The sequence below is a fragment of the Cerasibacillus sp. JNUCC 74 genome (genome assembly GCF_053667775.1).
The window spans coordinates 3,827,497-3,848,700 of the sequence record NZ_CM132207.1 but is presented as its reverse complement, the minus strand read 5'-3'; the positions used below and the strand labels follow the sequence as shown (position 1 = coordinate 3,848,700).

Below are 21,204 nucleotides of genomic sequence, written 5' to 3'. Positions count from 1 at the left end.
ATTTTCATGAAACAGAAAAAATGGCTATGGTTGATATCAATTCTATTTGGATTTACATTATTTTTAGCTGCCTGTGGAGGAAATGATGAAGGAGAAAAAGCTAATGCAAATAATAAAGGAGATAGTGAAAAAACAGCTGAAAAACCAGAATTCTTAAGCATGTTGACGGGCGGTACAAGTGGTACCTATTACCCACTGGGTGGAGAGATGGCCAACATTATTAGTAAAGAAACAGGTATTCAAACAGATGCACAATCATCCAATGCTTCTGCGGACAATGTGGTTGCACTAAGGGATGGGGATGCACAAATAGCATTTGTACAAACAGACGTCATGTCGAATGCTGTTGAAGGTATTAATACATTCGAAGGTGATCCTATTGATAATGTTGTAGCATTAGGTTCGCTTTATCCAGAAACCATTCAAATTGTTACAACAAAGGATTCTGGCATTAATTCTGTGAAAGATTTAGCTGGAAAATCCGTTTCAGTAGGAGCCCCTGGTTCTGGAACGTATGTCAATGCTGAACAAATTCTAGAAATTCACGATATGTCTATGGACGACATTAAAGCACAAAACCTTGATTTTGGTGAATCCACTGGGGGTATCCAAGACGGAAACATTGATGCAGCATTTATTACTGCAGGGACACCAACTGGAGCAGTCGAAGGATTAGCAGCACAAGTAGATGTTAGCATTGTGCCAATTGAACAGGATAAAGTGGACGCCTTAATAGAAAAGTATCCATATTATGCGAGTGATACAGTAAAAGCAGGAACGTATGATATGAAGGAGGACGTACCAACAGTGGCTGTTTTAGCCATGTTAGCTGTTACAACAGACCTTTCGGAAGATGTTGTTTATGATATTACGAAAGCAATATATGATAATACAGATAAAATTTCCCATGATAAAAGTGAGTATATAACGAAGGAGTCTGCTCTTGAGGGGATCGGGGTTGACTTACATCCAGGTGCTAAAAAATACTTTGACGAAGAAGGAGTATCTTCATCGGAGTAATGTTATTTCATGGCCGGCTTTAAATCTATAATGAGTAATTTGCTGCCGGCTCTTTCATGTTTAACTCGAATGCCTTTCAGGTTTAGGGAAGTTTCATGCTATCTGTGCTTTAAGTTCGTGTTCAAAAAGGTGGTAAAAGCTTAGGATCGGATACGACCTTGGAAAAACGCAATGTATTTTTGTTGACGATTTCATTATTATCTAGAAACAATATCCGTTTGGAGCATAATGGATATTGTTTTTTGAAACGAGCTTCGTCTAGTGTGCGCTCAAGCTGTAATAAACTTCCTACTCCCTACGATAGTATCAGCATTGTAACAGGATAAGGGAAGCTCCGTAATCGTACATCCCATATAGAAAAAATGTCCTTCTTTTTCTAGGAGAACAAAAGCTAGAAGCAGTCGGTTAGCGATGTACAGACTGGAGAGTTCTTTACGAAAAAGAAAACATTCTAAAGGGGGATGCCGACGGTGGACGGCAAGCCCGTTTTTCGTCGGCCTTTCTTTAGATTCGAGTCCATGTCGATTCACGTCTTGTGTATCGAAGTTCGAAGGAAAGCCGTCTCGAGTGGCAAAGTGAATGTATTTGAATACACGAAGTAGCGATGAAATAAGCGGGTAAAGAAAACGTAGCTGCTGGCGTTGTGCTTTTTATGTTGAATTTTAAAATTCTGTTCGCGTTATTTTAACGTTAGCAGTAATGTTTTATACGTTCTAATGACGAGGAATTTCGACATATCTTTTGACCATCCTCTTTAATTTATTAAATCTAAGGTGAGATGAATATGAAGGGAATATACAGAAAAAAATATCTTCTCATCACTATTTTGCTCCTTTGCATAATCGTATGGATCATGCTATTTGTACCTTTTCGTTCGGCATTAATATTCTATCAAGAGAATACAGAGCGAGTTGCTGCATTTTTACCAATTAATGAAGGCGAAGAATTTCAATTAATTTTCACACATTCTATTCATTTAAAAGATGTGATCGAAAAATATGTTGTTACTGAACAACAATCGATTCGGCAAACGGAAATCATTTTTGAAGAATTTGGGATCGGTATGCCTGCTAATGCACAAAATGGGGAAGAGTTTTCCTATGAGAATGGGAAGTACCATATTAAAAATTTGAACAATCAATTTCAACAAATTAAATTACGAAACGGGAAAGTTGTTTCTGAAAATCGTTTAGTATGGGGAGAATATGCGGAAAATCAGATTTACTTAAATGAATTTTTTAAGCCTGGTGATTGGTTTACGTTGAAGATTGAGAACCTAACGTTATGGCAATTCTTGAAAGGAATGAGGATACATGAATGATGCAAAAGATGAGATTACGAGACAAGAGCAAGAAGAGTTGCTACAGAAGTATGATGCGGAATCTAATACGCGAAAGTTAGCCGGAGTAGCTGCTGCCATCGTCTTTATAGGTCTACTATCCTTCTCTATTTTTCAATTATATACGGGTGCATTTGGACAAAAGACAGCGTATATTCAGAGAACGATACACTTAGGATTTGCTCTATCATTAATTTTCCTGCTATTTCCCGCTAGAAAAAAACAAGGGATAAAGCATAAAGTGGCATGGTATGACTATATTCTAGTAATGTTGTCAATCATCGTATGTGGGTACTGGCCATTATATTATGATACGATTGTTCAGCAGGTTGGCGGTATCTCCCAAGTACAAATGGTTATTGGGGGATTAGCGATAATATTAGTCATAGAGGCAACAAGGCGCGCTGTCGGTTTACCAATAACGGTAATTGCCGCTCTATTTTTAATTTACGCTTTCTTTGGTAGACAAATGCCTGGTATGCTTGCGCATAGAGGATTAAGCCTAGAGCAGCTTATCAATTCCATGTTTTTTACAACGGAAGGTATCTTAGGTACACCTTTGCAAGTTTCCTCGACCTATATTTTCCTCTTTCTATTATTTGGTGCATTTCTTGTCCAAACGGGCGTCGGAAATTATTTTAATGATTTGGCCATTTCTCTTGCTGGAAGGCGTACTGGTGGACCAGCAAAGGTTGCAATTTTTTCCAGTGCATTAAATGGAACTATTTCTGGAAGTTCTGTTGCCAATACGGTTACAACTGGTTCGTATACAATACCAATGATGAAGCGATTAGGATATAAACCAAATTTTGCGGGTGCAGTTGAAGCAGCTTCGTCAACCGGCGGTCAAATTATGCCACCGATAATGGGTGCAGCTGCTTTTTTGATGATTGAGTTTGCGGGTGTAGGATATTGGGAGATAGCTAAAGCGGCTTTAATTCCAGCTATTTTATACTTTTCAGGGATTTGGATCATGACACATTTAGAAGCGAAACGCCTCGGGCTTTATGGTTTACCAAAGGAGCAAATTCCACCAAAAAAGGAAGTTTTAAAGAAGATTCATTTGCTTTTGCCTATTATAGCGATTGTTTGGTTGTTATTTGAAGGATTTAGTATTGAACGAACAGCATTATATGGTATTGGGATTACGGTTTTAGTGAGTTTGTTTAGAAAAGATACAAGAATTACGCCGAAAAAGTTTATTATAGCGTTGACTTCAGGAGCGAGAACAGCTTTAGGAGTCGCTGCAGCAACAGCATGTGCGGGAATTATTGTAGGTGTAGTAACGAAAACCGGGCTTGGATTAAAATTAGGAAATAGTTTAGTAAGCATGGCAGAAGCTATTACAACCTCTGCAGAAATACAATTACTATTGACTCTATTTTTTACAATGATTACTTCCATTGTTTTAGGAATGGGTTCACCGACAACAGCAAATTATATTATTACCTCGACAATAGCTTTACCAGCTATTTTAGCGCTAAACAATCAACTTGAGGTTGCAATTCCGGTTTTAGCTGGGCATATGTTTGTATTTTATTTCGGAATTGTTGCAGATATCACGCCTCCAGTTGCGTTAGCTGCTTTTGCAGCGACAGGAATTTCCGGTGGCGAACCAATTCGAACCGGGGCAAATGCTGCCAAACTGGCAATTGCGGCCTTTATCATCCCATACATGTTTGTATTACAACCGCAACTGTTGATGATTGATGCAACGATTCTAGAGGTTACTTGGATCTTGATTACGGCAATTACTGGGATGATTGCTATTGGAGCTGGGTTAATTGGGTTTTGGTATATAAAACTTCATTGGTTAGCTCGTTTGCTAGCAATAGCAGTTGGTTTATTATTAATCTATCCGGAAGGTAATACGGATCTTTTTGGTCTTGTGGCATTTATTATTATGATCGCTGGGCAATTTTATCTGAAGCGATCAAAAGGTTCGGATGAAGAGGAAATACAAAAAACAGCCAGTGGTTAATGGAATAATCACATTTATAAAGAACCAATATTCAGAATAGATAGTACTCTCGGAAAGGTGATCAAATAAACGGATCACCCTTATTTTATGCTTGAAAAAAGTGAATTACAAGAATCTTATCACCTTATTCCAAGCGCATTTGCAGCTTGTCTCAGATAGAGATGGAAGAGAAGCTAGTTTTTAGGTGAGTAGGGGGCATTATGAATGAAAAAATAGATTTAAAGGTAAAACCAAAATTAATCCTTCCTTTAAACAACCTAGATGAAATGCAAGTGGTAAAACAATCTGACTCGAATCCATTCGGTCTATCCCTGTACTAAAGCGCATTTTGGCATCACGTCCTGTTTTTCAAGGATTAAAGTGTTATTGCTCCTAAGAGGCATTATTTTTACATAAGCAGGGATTTGATGACATTTTGATAGGGATCTATCATTAGATGAAGAATCTATAATAAATATTGCTCGAGCGAATAAGAATGGAGCTAAAAAAATCACTTCCAGCAATTAGAGACACTGCAAGCCATTGCTAAAGAACATGGTGTGCTTATTTATACATGTTTGGATATAGATATAAGTGTAAAAATTACTGGTTTCCATTTTGGTGTTCGTCGTTCCCCTCTAAATCATGTAGACGAGGTATTGCCGCATATATAAAAAAACAAACCCATTTACTCATATTTTTCAAGTCTATTTGGACTTAATATAGAAGATGAATGAACTGTTTCTCATTCATTCACTTTGAAATAAAGAAGAATTGTTTTAATATAATAGATACAGAGTAAAGGGGAATATTGGGAATTAGTAAACTAGTAACAATTGGCTTATTACGGATTTTAGATTGGAGGTTGTTTAAAGCTTATTCAACTAGTTGCGTCCACATGATACACCTTATTACTAAATGTTGACTATATCCCTGTTTTTAACGCATGGAACGAATGAAGCGAATTTGGTCTTCATATGATGGTTTCTATCATACTTGTTGCTATTTTGTACTATAGTTTGAGACAAATAAGGCGTGAGCAGAGTATATTAGTATACATATTGGTTAGCAGTTTAATTGGCGTGATTCTGTATGTTACTTCAAGCTTTTCTGATTGGACACCAGATATATCTGATAAAGCAGCCTTTCTTTTTTGCTATTCAGGTGGGTTGTCAGCACACTTGTATCTTACATGATAAAGGATTAAGATAAGATGAAACACAACAAGAGATTATCAAAATCAATTAAAAAAGCTATGTTTATTGCTATCGTTTTTATTGTCTTGTTTACCGGGATTCCGCTATTGGTTAATCAAACAGACAACAACCAGTCTTCTGGGCAAACGGATTCGTTGATTAGCGATAACGTAAAAGCCTATCGTCCGCTTGTCGAAAAGTATGCAAAACAATTCGGTATCGAAAAACATGTTGACACCATTCTTGCGATCATGATGCAAGAATCTGGCGGGCGAGGAGATGATCCGATGCAAGCATCTGAGAGTTATTGTGGAAAGAGAAACTGTATCAAAGATCCAGAGATATCCATTAAGCAAGGTATTTATTATTTTTCTCAAACGTTAAATGATGCAGACGAAGATTTACTCGTAGCAGTACAGGCTTATAATTTTGGCAGAGGATTTATTAACTATCTCAATGAACAGGGAAAGGGCTTTTCACAGGAAGCTGCAATTCACTTTTCGCAGGAAATGTATGCTAACGATCCTGATAAAGAGAAATATCGTTGCTTACGTGATGGGGCGAGAGAACTTGATGCTTGTTATGGAGATATATACTACGTGAAATCCGTAATGGCGTATAGGGATGAGTTAAAACAAGAGAAGTAATCGAAATAGCATAATTGTTTAAAGGAGGAAATAGGATGAATAAAGCAATTCAAACCGAACAAGCACCAGCTGCTTTAGGCCCGTACTCACAGGCTATCCAGACCGATAATTTGCTGTTTGTATCTGGTCAAATTGGTATCAATCCAGAAACTGGCCAGATGGTAAAAGGGATTGAGAGCCAAACAAAGCAAGTTTTACAAAACATTGAAGCAATAGTTAAGCAAGCAGGAGCGGATTTATCAAAAGCGGTTAAGTTTTCTATTTATTTAAACTCGATGGATGATTTTGCAATTGTTAATGAAATATATGGAAGCTTTTTACAAAAACCGTATCCTGCGAGATCTACCATGGAGGTTAGTAAGCTACCGAAAGATGCTTTAGTAGAGATGGATGTTATTATCAATATGGACGCTTAAGAGACCGAGGATGCAAAATTTTATGTATTATAACCCAACAAAATGAATCTTTGGTAAACTGGCAGTAGGACCTGACTACCATGCAAGGGGGTAAACCCTAGGAGGATAAGCAAGGAATCCAGCTGCAAGTCAAATACCCGATTCTGTTCATTCTAACAATCTGTGGGGGATAAAGAAAAACTCTTACTGATAAGATTTACTTTATGCTGATGTGATTTACGACATATTTCCCGGGAAATTGTCAAAATAAATAAGTTGGCTTATACAGCTAACACGGATTACCTGCTAGTTGTACATATGAAACCAAAAATTTTACCACGTTTAATTAATCTATGTGCAAATTTTTCAAATATATATAAAAAGAAGAACGGGCTCTTATTCATATTTAGCCAGTTCTTCTTTAATAGCTGCTCTAATTTTATCTAAGCATTCTTCTGGTGTGTTTCCGAAAATGCGTTTATTGTTTACGATTGCATATGGTTTCACCCGGCATAATCCACAAAAGGATAAACAATCGTTTATAAGCACAGCTACTTCGGGAAATTCCCGTTCTAAAATTTCCTCTATATCAATAGAAGTGATTGCATTTCCGTCACAGACTTCAACTACGACAATGCCCATTTTGTGCTATCACTTTCTTTCTATTTCAAGTTACCCTATATAGGATGTTCAAAACTCGCATAAAAACGACACGTCGAATTTCTGCGGCGCTTTATTAATACTGCGTCGTCCAAATTTACATTTCTTTTTTGAACACATCATAAGGGGCTTTGTTAGTTGTAGCATATATTCACTAAGAAATCAATCTTCTAAACCGTACCAGGTTTATTCTCTTCACTATCTACAAAGCTCATCGATACCCAATTCCGCTTCTTCCAACGTCGTAACATGAACATACCCCGTAACCATTCATCGGCAATAAAAGAAATCCAAATACCTATAAGCCCGAGATGTAAATAGATACTGAAAAACCAAGCAATGGTAACCCCAATTCCCCACATTACGGCAATGCCAATATATGCTGGAAATTTCACATCACCAGCTGCACGCAGGGAACTAATCATAACAATATTTATCGCGCGTCCAGGCTCAAGGATGATGGTCATTAATAATAATGCACTACCTGTTTCTATAATCGAAGGGTTATTGGTAAAAATGCCCAATAACGAATCAGAAAACAAATAAGCAATAGTGGCAATGCTTAAGGAAATAACGATAGAGATCTTCAAGCTTTTTATTGCTCGTTGATAAGCTTCTTCCATTTTTCCAGCACCGATCATATGTCCAATTAAAATTTGTGTTCCTTGTCCAATCGCAATCGAAAACAAAAAGATGAACATCATTAAATTTTGTGCATATACTTTTGTCGTTATTGCCAGTGTTCCCAATTGAGCAACAAAGTATGTGATCATCATTTGACTGGCGTTATAAGATAATTGCTCACCTGCTGAGGGAATCCCAATTTGCAGCAATGGTTTAATATGTTGTTTTTGGTATCGGAAAAAATTAGAGAAATCCATTTTTTCTTGACTGCGCTTTCGTAATAAATAGAAAATAAATAGAAATCCGATGAAGCGGCTTATGGCTGTGGAGTATGCTACCCCTTCAACTCCTAAAACAGGAAATCCAAATGGTCCAAAGATAACAATGTAGTTACCAACCACATTTAAAATATTCATCCCGATTGTTACAGACATCGTATCTTTGGTAAATCCGTAGCTACGTAAAATAGCTCCTACTGTCATGATTAATGCTTGTATAAAGATAAGACCGCCAACAATTTTCATATAGCTAGAGGCTTCATCCATAATTTCTAATGGCAGATCCATTAACTGAAGGATTTCCTTTGTTCCTAGAAACAGAGCAGTACTTAGTACGATAGCGAATATTAAATTTAAGCTAATAGCAGTTACTGTTATTTCCCTAGCTTGCTTACGGTTATTTGCTCCAAGATGCTGAGCGATTAATATAGCTGCACCTTGAGCTACAAATCCAAACATAACAATGACTACAGAGAGAACTTGGTTAGATACCCCAACAGCAGCTACTGCATTATCGGAATATTGGCTAAGCATTAATGTATCTGCATTACCCATTAACATATGAAGCAGTACTTCAATGAATATTGGCCAAGTTAAGCTAAACAATGTAATTTTTCTTAGTTTGTTAGAGGACATATCATCCCAACTTTCCAAGCAAATGTAAAGCTAGTTTATCTTTATTTGCTAAAAATGGAAAGCTTATTTTGAAAACGGTAAAATTATTGTCATCTTTAATCGTTCTTTATCCGATTCTCTTGTACTATAGGAAAGCATAAAACTTTATGGTTTATAGTATAAGAAAACGATAGCTTTCGCCATAAAGACTTGGCGACAAGCCAAGTTTTTCTAATGAAATAAATGATTGCTACATTTGATATAGAATCTATATGAATAAGTTAAACCGAGAACAAAAATGTCCTCGGTTTAACTTTTCCGTGTAGATAATGAGCGGGAATGAGAATGATTGTATTCGTACTTATACCAACAAACGAGCATGGTAATACCACCTGTTAAGAGCAATACACCTGTAACAACAAATACTGCTGAAAACCCGAAAAAACCTGCTATTGCTCCACCTAATGCAGGTCCAATAATATTTCCAAGGAAGCGTAAGCTTGTGTTATATCCTAACACTTCACCTTGCATAGAAAGTGGTGCGGTTTGCCGGATGTAGGCAATTCGAACCGGAATAATACCGCCAATTGAAATTCCCAACAAGAAGCGTAAGATGACAAGCTGCCAAATATTTGTAACTAAAGCGCCTGGAAGGTATACAATCCCTGCCATGAATAGTAGTGCAGTCATCACTTTAATGTAGCCAACTTTATCACCAAGTCTTCCAAGCCTTCTAGACATGAGTAAGTTACCAAGACCCGCTGCGGAGAAAGCTACACCGGAGAAAAAGGCAACATTTTCTGGTCCGTGAATATCAGCAACAAATAAAGATAATATTGGTTGAATGCTAAAGTGAGCGATCTGAACTAATGTTGACATTAGCAAAACTGCTAATAAAATTGGATTAGCTACAATATGCTGGATAACTTGCTTACTTGTATATAGTTTGTTTTCCTTTTCATCATCAACATGTAGTCTTATTTCTTTAACGCCAAAGAGAACGATTAGAGCAGAAAGAAAAATCGTAACGGATACCCATTTGAATGTACTAGCAAAGCCAAATGTATCAGCAAGCGTTCCTCCTAATAAAGGTCCCATTAACGCTCCCGTAATACTCCCTGTCTGTAGTGTACCAAGTACTCTTCCAGCGATGTTTTTTGGTGTTTGTGTTGAGATAAAAGCTTGTGACATAGGGATAAACCCAGTTGCAATCCCCATAATGAAGCGGAGAAAAAATAATTGCCAAACCGTAGTGGCAAAGCCCATTAGGAAAATGGACAAGCCAATTCCAATTGCAGAAAATATAAGAATGTTCTTCCGTCCGTGCTTGTCACCAATTCTTCCCCAAATAGGTGAAAAAATAAATGCGGTAACAAAGGTAATAGCAAAAATCCAACCTGACCAATTTTGTACATATGAGTCCGAGAAATTACCCATAGATTCAATGTACAAAGAAATAAATGGAAGTACCATTGTCATACTTCCAGAAATAAAAAAGTTAGCAAACCACATGATTGCTAAGTTTCTCTTCACGATCGGATAATCGTCAATAATGGCAATACCCTTCTTTCTGATAAAATATTTCGTCACCCTAAATATTATCGCATTTATGAAGCAAAGGAAAGTTATCTGCTTAGCACGGAATATTGAAAGCGTTATTGTCGATTTTAACAACAAAGACACGTTAATCTTTTAAAGAATACAACAAAAATATTCTATTGATTCGTCTCATAGTTATTGATGAGTTTTTTTTACACTAAGGAAAATATAAAACTGGCTTTATAGTATAAGAAAAATTACAGCTTTCTAAAAATAATTTTATGTTCCAATGGGCATGGTTTCATATAAAGCAATATATATGATGAACAGTAAGGGGCTGTTCAAAAATCGATTAAACATCTAACTCAGACGGCTTACTTTGGTCTCTAATATTGTCTATTCTGCTTATCGCTAACAGCGAGGCTTTGAACTTCCTGGTTCTTGTATTTGATATGCACTTTAGTACTGTTGCATACATTAGCAGTAAAATACATCCCAGGTTGTAATTTTTTTCAAAAATGTATTCATACATAAAAAAAAGAGGTATAATGATATTTAGCTTGAAGAAAGCATAAAATAAAGCAAGAACTGATAAAGGAGAAATAAAGAATGATAAGAAAAGGAAGTAAATTTCTACTAATCATGTTAATTGCTTTACTGGTACTAGGGACAAGCTTGTCTGTTCATGCTGATAGTGGAGCTAGTAATTCAGATAGTATTAATGAAAAGTTGGGACAGCCAATTGTTGTTTATGGGGCTCAATTAACGAGTGATCAGCGTGCTAAAGTTCGTGAATTGTTAAATGTAAAAGATGGAGATGCTGTTGACGAATATGATGTATCTGGAAAAGATGCAGCCAAGTATATTAATGGAAACCCAAATTCAAATATGTATTCAAGTGCTAAAATAGCGCTTCAAGAAGAAGGAAATGGACTAACTATTAATATTGTAACTCCAGAAAATATTACAGAGGTCACGAAAGAAATGTACGCAAATGCGTTGCTTACAGCTGGTGTCGAAAATGCAACGGTTGATGTGGCTTCTCCTGTAAAAGTTAGTGGTCATTCTGCATTAACGGGGATTTATAAAGCGTATGATGTAGACGGGCAAGAGCTTGATAAAGAGCGGATGGAGCTTGCTAATGAAGAGCTGGGAGTAGCAACACAACTAGCTGGAAAAGAAGGTGTTGGAGAAGAAAAGGCTAGTCAACTGCTTACGGAGATCAAAAAGACGATTGCCGAACAGAACCCAGCTACGAAAGAAGATGTAGAACGGATTGTTCAAGAGCAACTGGATAAGCTGGAAATATCTTTAAGTGAAGCAGATCGACAAATGCTAATTAATTTAATTGATAAAATGCGTGATTTAAATATAAATTTTGACCAAGTGAAAAGTCAATTAGATGATATCTCGACAGCAATCAAGGATAAAGCTGAAGAACTTGGTTTAGATGAAGGATTTTGGGAAAAAGTAGCTAACTTCTTCAGTGAGCTTTTCCAAGCAATTGCCAACTTTTTTAAAGGGCTGTTTAGCTGATATTTAATAGAACAGACAATAAACATATCCTTCATGGAACTGCACCCGGAATGTTGAACTTTCAAACAACATGTGGTGGTGCAGTTTTTTTTATACTATAGGAAAGTATAAAACTTTATGGCTTATCGTGTATAAGAAAAACGATAACTCTCGCAGACTTGACGACAAGCCAAGTTTTTCTATTGGCTAAATTTACAGTTAATGAAAAAATAGTGCGGTCAAAAATTATTTAGAAGGAAAAAAGGTATAAAAGTATGTATCCCATACAATTGGTGTTGACGTCGTAATCATTTTATACTGTCTAAGGTGCTGAAAGATTCCCAGTTCGATAGTTATGCCGAATATGAACTAGAATGCTTGATTCGTATGAAGGAACAACCCTACTAACGAAATTTCAATTTAGACGTTTTAAAGTTGTAAAAAAGTGATGAGGATATCGACGACCTGTCTTCTGCGCGGTACATGATAAGTTAGTTTATGTCAGCTTTCATTCTGAACGAAAGGAGACAAATTTTTGGTGTTCGTTTTTTCCGGAATAGAGGATGCGATATTACAGGGTAAGTGACTCTATGACTATAGTAAGTCAAAATGAAAGATTGGTAGTCCTTTTGTCTCAAACACATTACAAATGTAATATAATTCATTGGTTTTGGTAATTCTTGTAATGGAGTTTTAAACATTCTGTAACTGCACTACCTGAATTGCTGTGTTAGGATAGGCTATGTCAGATATTTAAGGAGGGAAAACGAATGAAAAAGATTATGGCTTCATTCGCGACTGGTATGATTATCGCTGGCACTGCTGCTACTACAGTATCAGCAGATGAGTATGATGTAAAAGCAGGAGATAACCTTTGGAATATTGCTAACGAACACAATACGACAGTAGAAAACTTAGTTGAAATAAATGATTTGAAATCTACAGTAATTTATCCGAAACAAACATTACTAATAAATAAACAAGCAAAAATGAAATATAAAGTCCAAAAAGGAGATACATTGTTTGCTATTTCCCAAAAATACAATGTATCTGTAGAAGATCTAAAAAATTGGAATAACCTAGGCTCAGATCTTATTGTAATTGGGCAAGAATTAACTTTAGAAGGAGTTACTGTTTCCCAAAATAAGCCAGCAACAAATGTAGAACAGGCAGCACCACAACCGAAAAAACAAACGGAGCAAACAGTGGATAAGCAGGAGACAACTCCAGAACCTAAAGCAGCGGCTCCAAAAGCTCCAGAGGCTAAAGCAACAGCAGCAGCTCCAAAAGCGCCTGCAAGTAATCAAGCACCCGCGCAAGAAAAACAGGAAAAACCTGCAGGTAAAACATTTTCTGTAACAGCAACTGCTTATACGGCAAGCTGTGACGGCTGCTCGGGTATTACTGCTACAGGTGTAAACTTAAAGGAAAATCCAGATGCAAAAGTAATTGCTGTTGATCCAAGTGTTATTCCACTAGGTTCAAAAGTTTATGTTGAAGGGTATGGCTATGCAACAGCTGCTGATACTGGTGGTGCAATCAAAGGTAATAAAATTGACTTATTTGTCCCAACAAAAGGTGAAGCAACCAATTGGGGTGTAAGAACAGTTAACGTAACTATTGTAGAATAAGAGATTTATATCATTTCATATATTTCCTGTAATCCATCGAGTGGGATACTTATCTCACTCGATTTTGTTATTGTTTTTAAGAATTATATCTGTTTCTGTACGTTGGCTAACTTTTTTAAACACTATAGGAAAGTATAAAACTTTAGGCTTTATCCCGCATGTAAGGTGCCGTAAGACTCCTGCTTCAAGAGCCTTTAGTGGTCAATGTGGGGGAAAACGGCACCTAAATACCCGATTGGTTCAGGGCCTTAAGGTCATACCCTTGCTGTACTAACATTCAGTAGGAGAGGGAAGAAAATTCCTACTGAATGAAGTTTCACTTTATCGTATAAGAAAACGATAGCTTTCGCCAGAAAGACTTGGCGACAAGCCAAGTTTTTCTAAAAGTAGCTTTGTCTAGCTTAAGCGCCCCTGCTGTGAGCAAACGGAGCACATAATTGCCGGTTCTAGAAGAACTACGATTTTACAACCTTTACCTTTAATTTAAAAACTAACCAAATTTGATGCACGAATTCCAATTGGTTTGGAGATTATTAACGCCCCAACTTATTATAAAGTTGTTTCTACATAACTGCTACACTTAATTTGTTCCCATTTATTAAAAAAATAAAACTACCAATATGGAAAAACAGAAAAAAACTTTTAACATTTTCTTCAATTCTAAAATTTAAATGACAACGAATTTTATCCCGCATGTAAGGTGCCGTAAGCCTCCACATCAAGACCTGGTTGATACAAAGGGTCTAAATAGGAGAAACGGCACCTAAATGCCCGATTCGTTCAAGGGCCTTTAGGTCATACCTTTAAGGTACTAACATTTATTGGGGAAATATTCCATAAAATGAAGTTTCACTTTATCCCGGATGTAAGGATCCGTATTTTTCTCATTTCAAAAATAGCTAATGATGTTGCGAACAAGATGAGAAAAACGGTTCCTAAATACCCGATTTGTTTAACTAACATTCAAGGAGAAAAGCACTCCTTGAATGAAGTTTCACTTTATAGCATGTCTCTACAGATTGATTTTTTCAACCTGTTTAAATGGTGATGTTTTCCTTAATTAGAAGATATATGACATTTGTCAATTTAGAGTAGTGACAGAAGCTACTGCAATTCGTTTTCCTAGTTAGCTATCCTTATAGCAAGGAGGTATTCTATGGATGACATGATTGTTCAGACAGATCAATTGAGTAAAACTTTTAAGCAAACCCAAGCATTATGTGATGTATCTTTTTCCGTTAGGCAAGGGGAAGTAATTGCAATTCTTGGACCAAATGGTGCTGGCAAAACAACAGCTATTTCACTGATTTTAGGACTGTTAAAACCAACGAAAGGGAGTGTGCATATATTTGGTCAAGATCCAAGGAATATACGTGTTCGCGAACGAATAGGTTTTATGATGCAGGAAGTTAGAATGATGGATGGGTTGACCGCTAATGAATTGTTGCAATTATTTCGTACGTATTATCCGCAACCTTTGGCGCTTACGGAGATGATTACGTTAACAGGATTATCGAAAGCCGATTTAAAAACAAAAGTAGAAAAACTTTCCGGAGGCCAGAGAAGGAGGGTAAACTTTGCTGTTTGTTTAGCGGGAAATCCAGATTTTATTATTTTAGATGAACCAACAACTGGAATGGATACCACTTCCAGAGCAAAGTTTTGGGAAACAATTCATTTTCTAGCGGATCAAGGGAAAAGCATTCTATTCTCAACACATTATTTACAAGAAGCAGATAATGCTGCTAATCGTATAATTTTACTTGATCGAGGACGAAAAATTGCTGATGGCATTGCTGCAGATATTAAGCAAACGCTTTTAAAGCAATATGTATCGTTTCGTATTCACAGGAAACTAGAAAAAGCAAAGCTTGACATCCCGGACATATTAAGCGTGGAGGAGCGGGATCAGCGAATCTGTTTAGAAACGAAGGATACAGACGCTTTAGTTTCCTATATTATTCAGCATATTCCGGATGCATATGATCTGCAAATTGACAAAGGGAGTATGGATGATGTGTTTAAATCATTAGTACAAAGGAGTCATGCGGATGGATAAATTCATGTATCAATGTAGTGCTGAGATAAAACGAGCAATTCGTAATCCGTATTATGTTTTTTGGTCACTATTTGTCCCAGTTTGTTTTTACTTTATTTTTACGAAAGTATTTACATTTAATGAAAGTACTGAGGATCAAGCATTATGGGCTGCGCATTACTTAATGTCGATGGCTACTTTTAGTGTGATGGGTTCTAGCTTAATGACACTCGGAATTCGTATGGTACAAGATAAGCAACAAGGGTTTACTAAATTTTTAAAAGTGATGCCACTTCCTGAGTCTGTCTATTTAATTAGTCAAATGCTTGGTCAAAGTGTCATTCATATATTTTCCATTGCAGTAATTTTCTTAGCCGGAGTGTTGATTCATGATGTATCGCTTCGTGCTGTAGAATGGGTGTCGAGCGGATTATGGGTCTTACTTGGTTCTGCTGTATTCTTGGCATTAGGAACGCTTGTCGGTACGATGAAAAAAGTAGAGACAGCTAGTGGTGTAAGCAATATTTTGTATTTAGGAATGGCTTTACTCGGAGGCATGTGGATGCCATTAAATGTCATGCCTTCATTTTTACAAGATGTCGCCAAGTGGTTGCCTTCCTATCATTATGCAAATGGTCCGTGGGAAATAATTCGGGGAAATTGGCCAGAATGGCAAAATGTACTATTGCTTGTCGCTTACACGGTTCTATTTATGATATTATCGATCTATATTAGACGAAAACAAGAAGTGGTGTAATTTCAATGACAAAACAAGTAAGAAGGGAACTATTTCCTAAAAAATATGGCTTTTTTCCATATGTGTTTCTCATATATTTAATTATGCCAGCAGTTTTAATGTTAGAGGTAGAAGGAATGAAGCAAGTATTTGGCTACTTGCTTTTACTTCTATTTCTAATTAGCTATCATCAGCTGTTTCATAAAGAAGGTACGCGGATGTTTTCCTGTTGGCTTGGAGTGCAAATGGGAATTATTTGTGTTCAAAGCATTGTTTACGATTACAACTTTCTATTTCTTGGCTTTTTCACAGCGAGTTTTATTGGCTGGTAAAGGAATTTTTGGATTGGTTGGTCAGCATTATTTATAACATTGCTGCTACCAATTATGTATCATTTGATTATGATGGAACATGTTTATGTTATCAATATTATTCCATTTATGATAGTCATTTTAGCCTCTCCATTTGGAATCCGCTCTATAAATAAGAATATGCAGTTAGAAAAAGAATTGGATGAAGCGAATGCTAAAATAGAAGAGCTTATCAAACGGGAAGAGCGGACAAGGATTGCGCAAGATCTTCATGATACACTTGGTCATACATTATCGCTGATTACGTTGAAAAGCCAATTAGTCGAACGCTTAATAACCAAGGATGCACAGCGGGCTAAGATGGAAGTGAAGGAAATAGAAACGACGTCAAGAGCAGCTTTGGACCAAGTACGGGAATTAGTAACCGATATGAAGGCACAAACACTAAAGGAAGAATTGACCCAAGTGGAGCAACTATTAGATACAGCCAATATGGATGTACATATCCAGTTTCACGAAGATATCAGATTTTATTCAGCAGTTACTGAACATATGCTTAGTCTTTGTTTAAAAGAAGCAGTAACAAATATTGTTAAGCATAGTCAAGCAAGTAAATGCTGGCTTGAGCTTAAAGAAAACGACAGGATGATTTTTTTGTACGTAAAGGATAATGGCGTTGGCATGTCTACACAAGGTGTGGAGGGATATGGTTTACAAGGAATAAAAGAAAGGCTTGCCTTATTAGGTGGTACCCTGTCTCTGGTCACAAACGGCGGTACTACTTTGGAAATGACGGTGCCAAAAGTAAAAAGACCGGAGGGAGGAGGGAAGCTTCATGTATAAAATTGTCTTAGCAGAAGATCAAAAAATGTTATTAGGTGCTTTAGGATCATTATTAGATTTAGAAGCTGATATGGAGGTTGTGGGTCAGGCTACTAGTGGTGACGAGGTAATAAAACTAATCGAAGAAAAGCAACCGGATGTTTGTCTATTAGATATTGAAATGCCTGGCAAAAGCGGGCTTGAGGTAGCTAAGCTTGTAAACGAGATGGATCAACGACCACGGATTATTGTATTAACAACGTTTGCTAAGCCGGGTTATTTTGAAAAAGCAATGAAAGCTAGAGTAGATGGATACTTATTAAAAGATCGTTCCATTGAAGAGTTAACAACAGCCATTCGTAAGGTTGTTGATGGGGAGCAAGTATATAGTCAAGAATTAATGGTCGATTTCATACGGGAAGAAAATCCACTAAATGAACGAGAACAACAAATTTTGAAGTTGATCGCTACTGGTATGACGACAAAGGAATTAACAACTACCTTATATTTATCTTATGGTACGGTTCGTAACTATGTATCGGAAATCATACAAAAACTAGAGGCAAAAAACCGTTTGGAAGCGATTGAAATTGCTAGAAGTAAGGGATGGATATGATGTTGTACACGTAATATAGCTGCTTACATCATTCATTGTATACAGCAAATATTGACGAAACCTTGTAAATAACGTAAGCTAACTTTGATTACTTTTATTTTATTGGAGGAAATTTACCCGCATGATAAATGTATCTAATGTTAGTTTACGATATGGTGATAAAAAGTTATTTGAGGATGTAAACTTAAAATTTACTCCCGGTAACTGTTATGGATTAATTGGTGCAAATGGAGCTGGAAAGTCAACCTTTTTGAAGATTTTATCTGGGGAAATTGAGCCTCAGACCGGTCACGTCTCACTTTCCCCAGGTGAACGGCTTGCTGTTTTAAAACAGGATCATTTTGCTTATGAAGATGATCATGTATTAGATACTGTTTTAATGGGGCATGAAAAACTCTATGCTGTAAAACAAGAAAAAGATGCTATCTATATGAAAGGCGATTTTTCTGAAGAAGATGGTATGCGTGCAGCCGAATTGGAAGCGGAATTTGCTGAAATGAATGGATGGGAAGCAGAATCAGATGCAGCTATTCTTTTAAAAGGTTTGGGAATTAGTGAGTCCTTACATGATAAAAAGATGGCTGACCTAACTGCAGATGAAAAAGTCAAAGTGTTACTTGCCCAAGCTTTATTTGGTAACCCGGACATTTTGTTATTGGATGAGCCTACTAATGGTTTGGATATTCAAGCAATTCAATGGTTAGAAGAATTTTTAATTAACTTTGAAAATACGGTTATTGTTGTATCTCATGACCGCCATTTCTTAAATAAAGTATGTACCCATATCGCTGATGTTGACTATGGAAAAATTGAAATTTATATCGGAAATTATGATTTTTGGTATGAGTCCAGTCAGCTAGCTACTAAAATGGCACAAGAGGCGAACAAAAAGAAAGAAGAAAAAATCAAAGAATTACAATCATTTATTGCTCGCTTCAGTGCTAATGCTTCAAAATCGCGACAAGCAACATCACGAAAAAAATTATTAGAAAACATTACCTTAGACGACATTAAGCCTTCGTCGAGAAAGTATCCATATATTGCCTTTTCGCCTGGAAGGGAAATTGGTAATGATCTTCTCCGTGTTGATGGTTTAACAAAAACGATTAATGGTGTAAAAGTGCTTGATAATATTAGCTTTACAATGAATAAAGATGATAAAATTGCCCTTCTAGGTAAAAACGATATTACAAAAACGACGTTATTTAAAATTCTTATGGGTGAAATGGAGCCTGATTCTGGCATGTATAAATGGGGTGTAACTACATCTCAATCTTATTTCCCAAAAGACAATAGTTCCTATTTTGGAAATAGTGAACTTTCTTTAGTTGATTGGCTCCGGCAGTACTCCCCAGAAGATGAAACAGAAACCTTTTTACGTGGGTTTCTAGGAAGAATGCTTTTCTCTGGTGAGGAGGCATTAAAAAAAGCAAATGTTTTATCAGGAGGAGAAAAAGTTCGTTGCATGCTTGCTAAGATGATGTTGAGCAATGCCAATGTTCTATTATTAGATGAACCGACAAACCACCTTGATTTAGAATCGATTACTGCTTTAAATAATGGGCTCATTAAATTTAAAGGCTCGATTTTATTTACATCTCATGATCACCAATTCATTCAAAGTATTGCCAATCGGCTAATTGAAATTACACCAAAGGGCATGATTGATAAAGAAATGAGCTATGATGAATACGTACAGGATAAAGAATTACAAACTAAAGTAGCTGCTATGTACGCCGGTTAATGATAATAAACAAAGAGCACTCGGAAAAAATCCAGTGCTCTGTGCTTGTTTAGGGAGCTATACCCTATTTTTACATCGTGGATAATTTTTGTATGACTTTTATCAATATCTATTCTCCAGTGCCAGACTCTAGAGGCCGCTTTACTCTTACAGCCTCATCGGTTGAGTTTTTAGCGCTTGTCTGTACTAATTAAGAGCACATGCTTTTATAGGAAAGTATAAAACCTTAGGCTTTATCCCGCATGTAAGATGCCGTAAAACCACAACTTCCTAGAAGTTTAAATTGGAGAAAACGGCCCCTAAATGCCCGATTGGTTCAAGGGCCTTTAGGTCATACCCTTGCGGTACTAACATTCCGTGTAAAAAGCATTCCACGGAATGAAGTTTCACTTTATCGTATAAGAAAAACGATAGCTTTCACCATAAAGACTTGGCGACAAGCCAAGTCTTTCTAATCGTCTAGGAATTTATACTCATTTCTACATTATGAGTAACTATTTTCGAAATGTAGCGTTGTCTAGCCTAAGTACTTGTGTTACTAGCTTTTGCTCTAAGTTTTATCTTTCGATTTTGATTTTTTCAAGCATGTTACTTGTCATCTTATCAAGATCATATTCTGCTTTAAAGCCCCATTCTTCCATTGCAGCTGTTGAATCCAAGCTGTTTGGCCAGCTGTCAGCGATTTTTTGTCTAACTGGATCAACCTGATATTCTAATGTAAAGTCCGGAATATGTTTTTTAATTGCTCTGGCAAAATCTTCTGGTTCGGCTGAAAAAGCAGTGATATTAAATGCATTTCTATGTTTTAAATTGGCTGGGTTTGCTTCCATTAACTGAATGATAGCGTTAAGCGCATCCGGCATATACATCATATCCATATAAGTACCTTCGGCAATATAAGATGTATAAGCTTTATTTTTAACTGCTTCATAATACATCTCTACTGCATAGTCGGTTGTTCCCCCGCCAGGTAATGTAACATAAGAAATTAATCCTGGAAAGCGGACACCGCGAGTATCAACACCAAAACGAGTATAATAGTAATCTGCTAACAGTTCACCGGCTACTTTGTTAACACCATACATTGTTGTTGGACGTTGCAAGGTATCTTGAGGTGTCTTATCTTTTGGTGTAGTTGGACCAAAAGCACCAATGGAACTAGGAGTAAAAAACTGTAAATTTAATTCCCGTGCAGTTTCTAATGCATTTACTAAACCACCCATATTAATATGCCAAGCGAGCTTAGGATTTTCTTCTGCTTTTGCCGATAATAATGCAGCTAAATGCATCATCGTATCTATTTGGTATTTCTTTGCCACTTCATAAAGTTGGTTTGCATCGGTCACATCAATAACTTCACATGGACCTTCAGCTATGATTCCTTCTGCCTTACGAATATCAGTCGCTACTACATTATTTATTCCATAGCGCTCCCTTAATTTAATAACAAGCTCTGAGCCTATTTGTCCTAAAGCTCCTGTAACAAGTATTTTCTTCATTACTCGAAATCCTCTCTTA

General features: G+C 36.6%; 17 protein-coding genes. 13 read left to right on the top strand and 4 right to left on the bottom strand.

Going from position 1 to position 21,204, the window contains the following annotated elements; translation table 11 throughout:
- The first annotated feature begins 6 nt into the window (after positions 1–6).
- The 5 genes from JNUCC74_RS17045 (at position 7) to JNUCC74_RS17025 (ending at position 6,578) form a co-directional block, all read left to right on the top strand.
- Positions 7–1,020: a TAXI family TRAP transporter solute-binding subunit gene (locus JNUCC74_RS17045; RefSeq protein WP_454066222.1), complete on the top strand. Its 1,014-nt coding sequence runs from the start codon at positions 7–9 to the stop codon at positions 1,018–1,020.
- Between the two features lie 784 nt (positions 1,021–1,804).
- A complete protein-coding gene (locus JNUCC74_RS17040; protein ID WP_077318602.1) occupies positions 1,805–2,341 on the top strand; it encodes a DUF1850 domain-containing protein in 537 nt (178 codons plus the stop codon).
- Positions 2,334–4,340, top strand: a complete 2,007-nt coding sequence (locus tag JNUCC74_RS17035; protein WP_077318601.1) for a TRAP transporter permease — start codon at positions 2,334–2,336, stop codon at positions 4,338–4,340. Before JNUCC74_RS17040 ends, JNUCC74_RS17035 begins: the two co-directional genes overlap by 8 nt.
- Before the next feature lie 1,192 nt (positions 4,341–5,532).
- The gene (locus JNUCC74_RS17030; protein WP_077318600.1) at positions 5,533–6,162 is read left to right on the top strand and encodes a lysozyme family protein; all 630 of its coding nucleotides are present in this window, start codon (positions 5,533–5,535) and stop codon (positions 6,160–6,162) included.
- A gap of 35 nt (positions 6,163–6,197) precedes the next feature.
- Positions 6,198–6,578: a RidA family protein gene (locus JNUCC74_RS17025; protein WP_077318599.1), complete on the top strand. Its 381-nt coding sequence runs from the start codon at positions 6,198–6,200 to the stop codon at positions 6,576–6,578.
- A 375-nt stretch (positions 6,579–6,953) separates the two neighbouring features.
- On the opposite strand, the gene JNUCC74_RS17020 is transcribed toward JNUCC74_RS17025, so the two are convergent.
- The 3 genes from JNUCC74_RS17020 to JNUCC74_RS17010 form a co-directional block, all read right to left on the bottom strand.
- Complete coding sequence (locus JNUCC74_RS17020) at positions 6,954–7,199, bottom strand: DUF1450 domain-containing protein (RefSeq protein ID WP_454066221.1); 246 nt, start codon at positions 7,197–7,199, stop codon at positions 6,954–6,956.
- Between the two features lie 188 nt (positions 7,200–7,387).
- Entirely contained in the window at positions 7,388–8,755 is a 1,368-nt protein-coding gene (locus JNUCC74_RS17015; protein ID WP_454066220.1) for an MATE family efflux transporter, read from the bottom strand.
- A 288-nt stretch (positions 8,756–9,043) separates the two neighbouring features.
- A complete protein-coding gene (locus JNUCC74_RS17010) occupies positions 9,044–10,246 on the bottom strand; it encodes an MFS transporter (protein WP_454067915.1) in 1,203 nt (400 codons plus the stop codon).
- 636 nt (positions 10,247–10,882) lie between these two features.
- On the opposite strand from JNUCC74_RS17010, the gene JNUCC74_RS17005 reads away from it, so the two are divergent.
- The 8 genes from JNUCC74_RS17005 to JNUCC74_RS16970 all read left to right on the top strand — a co-directional run bounded on the left by JNUCC74_RS17005 (position 10,883) and on the right by JNUCC74_RS16970 (position 19,686).
- Positions 10,883–11,809: a DUF1002 domain-containing protein gene (locus JNUCC74_RS17005; protein ID WP_454066219.1), complete on the top strand. Its 927-nt coding sequence runs from the start codon at positions 10,883–10,885 to the stop codon at positions 11,807–11,809.
- A 749-nt stretch (positions 11,810–12,558) separates the two neighbouring features.
- Complete coding sequence (locus JNUCC74_RS17000) at positions 12,559–13,419, top strand: 3D domain-containing protein (protein WP_077318594.1); 861 nt, start codon at positions 12,559–12,561, stop codon at positions 13,417–13,419.
- A 1,156-nt stretch (positions 13,420–14,575) separates the two neighbouring features.
- Positions 14,576–15,478 (top strand): ABC transporter ATP-binding protein, encoded by a 903-nt coding sequence (locus tag JNUCC74_RS16995; protein WP_454066218.1) that lies wholly within the window; start codon positions 14,576–14,578, stop codon positions 15,476–15,478.
- Positions 15,471–16,214, top strand: a complete 744-nt coding sequence (locus JNUCC74_RS16990) for an ABC transporter permease (protein WP_077318591.1) — start codon at positions 15,471–15,473, stop codon at positions 16,212–16,214. Before JNUCC74_RS16995 ends, JNUCC74_RS16990 begins: the two co-directional genes overlap by 8 nt.
- A gap of 5 nt (positions 16,215–16,219) precedes the next feature.
- Positions 16,220–16,525 (top strand): hypothetical protein, encoded by a 306-nt coding sequence (locus JNUCC74_RS16985; protein ID WP_454066217.1) that lies wholly within the window; start codon positions 16,220–16,222, stop codon positions 16,523–16,525.
- A 54-nt stretch (positions 16,526–16,579) separates the two neighbouring features.
- Complete coding sequence (locus tag JNUCC74_RS16980) at positions 16,580–17,347, top strand: sensor histidine kinase (RefSeq protein WP_454066216.1); 768 nt, start codon at positions 16,580–16,582, stop codon at positions 17,345–17,347.
- On the top strand, positions 17,340–17,942 hold the full coding sequence (locus JNUCC74_RS16975) for a response regulator (protein WP_454066215.1): 603 nt from the start codon (positions 17,340–17,342) through the stop codon (positions 17,940–17,942). The genes JNUCC74_RS16980 and JNUCC74_RS16975 overlap by 8 nt, the downstream gene beginning before the upstream one ends.
- 121 nt (positions 17,943–18,063) lie before the next feature.
- Positions 18,064–19,686: an ABC-F family ATP-binding cassette domain-containing protein gene (locus JNUCC74_RS16970; RefSeq protein WP_454066214.1), complete on the top strand. Its 1,623-nt coding sequence runs from the start codon at positions 18,064–18,066 to the stop codon at positions 19,684–19,686.
- A gap of 557 nt (positions 19,687–20,243) precedes the next feature.
- Here JNUCC74_RS16970 and JNUCC74_RS16965 read toward each other — a convergent pair.
- Positions 20,244–21,185, bottom strand: a complete 942-nt coding sequence (locus JNUCC74_RS16965) for an L-threonine 3-dehydrogenase (RefSeq protein WP_454066213.1) — start codon at positions 21,183–21,185, stop codon at positions 20,244–20,246.
- Between the last annotated feature and the right edge of the window lie 19 nt (positions 21,186–21,204).

Excerpts from the sequence above, each read along its gene's own strand:
- JNUCC74_RS17045 (WP_454066222.1), top strand. The coding sequence starts at position 7 with ATGAAACAGAAAAAATGGCTATGGTTGATATCAATTCTATTTGGATTT.
- JNUCC74_RS17040 (WP_077318602.1), top strand. The coding sequence starts at position 1,805 with ATGAAGGGAATATACAGAAAAAAATATCTTCTCATCACTATTTTGCTC.
- JNUCC74_RS17035 (WP_077318601.1), top strand. The coding sequence starts at position 2,334 with ATGAATGATGCAAAAGATGAGATTACGAGACAAGAGCAAGAAGAGTTG.
- JNUCC74_RS17030 (WP_077318600.1), top strand. The coding sequence starts at position 5,533 with ATGAAACACAACAAGAGATTATCAAAATCAATTAAAAAAGCTATGTTT.
- JNUCC74_RS17025 (WP_077318599.1), top strand. The coding sequence starts at position 6,198 with ATGAATAAAGCAATTCAAACCGAACAAGCACCAGCTGCTTTAGGCCCG.
- JNUCC74_RS17020 (WP_454066221.1), bottom strand. The coding sequence starts at position 7,199 with ATGGGCATTGTCGTAGTTGAAGTCTGTGACGGAAATGCAATCACTTCT.
- JNUCC74_RS17015 (WP_454066220.1), bottom strand. The coding sequence starts at position 8,755 with ATGTCCTCTAACAAACTAAGAAAAATTACATTGTTTAGCTTAACTTGG.
- JNUCC74_RS17010 (WP_454067915.1), bottom strand. The coding sequence starts at position 10,246 with ATGTGGTTTGCTAACTTTTTTATTTCTGGAAGTATGACAATGGTACTT.
- JNUCC74_RS17005 (WP_454066219.1), top strand. The coding sequence starts at position 10,883 with ATGATAAGAAAAGGAAGTAAATTTCTACTAATCATGTTAATTGCTTTA.
- JNUCC74_RS17000 (WP_077318594.1), top strand. The coding sequence starts at position 12,559 with ATGAAAAAGATTATGGCTTCATTCGCGACTGGTATGATTATCGCTGGC.
- JNUCC74_RS16995 (WP_454066218.1), top strand. The coding sequence starts at position 14,576 with ATGGATGACATGATTGTTCAGACAGATCAATTGAGTAAAACTTTTAAG.
- JNUCC74_RS16990 (WP_077318591.1), top strand. The coding sequence starts at position 15,471 with ATGGATAAATTCATGTATCAATGTAGTGCTGAGATAAAACGAGCAATT.
- JNUCC74_RS16985 (WP_454066217.1), top strand. The coding sequence starts at position 16,220 with ATGACAAAACAAGTAAGAAGGGAACTATTTCCTAAAAAATATGGCTTT.
- JNUCC74_RS16980 (WP_454066216.1), top strand. The coding sequence starts at position 16,580 with ATGTATCATTTGATTATGATGGAACATGTTTATGTTATCAATATTATT.
- JNUCC74_RS16975 (WP_454066215.1), top strand. The coding sequence starts at position 17,340 with ATGTATAAAATTGTCTTAGCAGAAGATCAAAAAATGTTATTAGGTGCT.
- JNUCC74_RS16970 (WP_454066214.1), top strand. The coding sequence starts at position 18,064 with ATGATAAATGTATCTAATGTTAGTTTACGATATGGTGATAAAAAGTTA.
- JNUCC74_RS16965 (WP_454066213.1), bottom strand. The coding sequence starts at position 21,185 with ATGAAGAAAATACTTGTTACAGGAGCTTTAGGACAAATAGGCTCAGAG.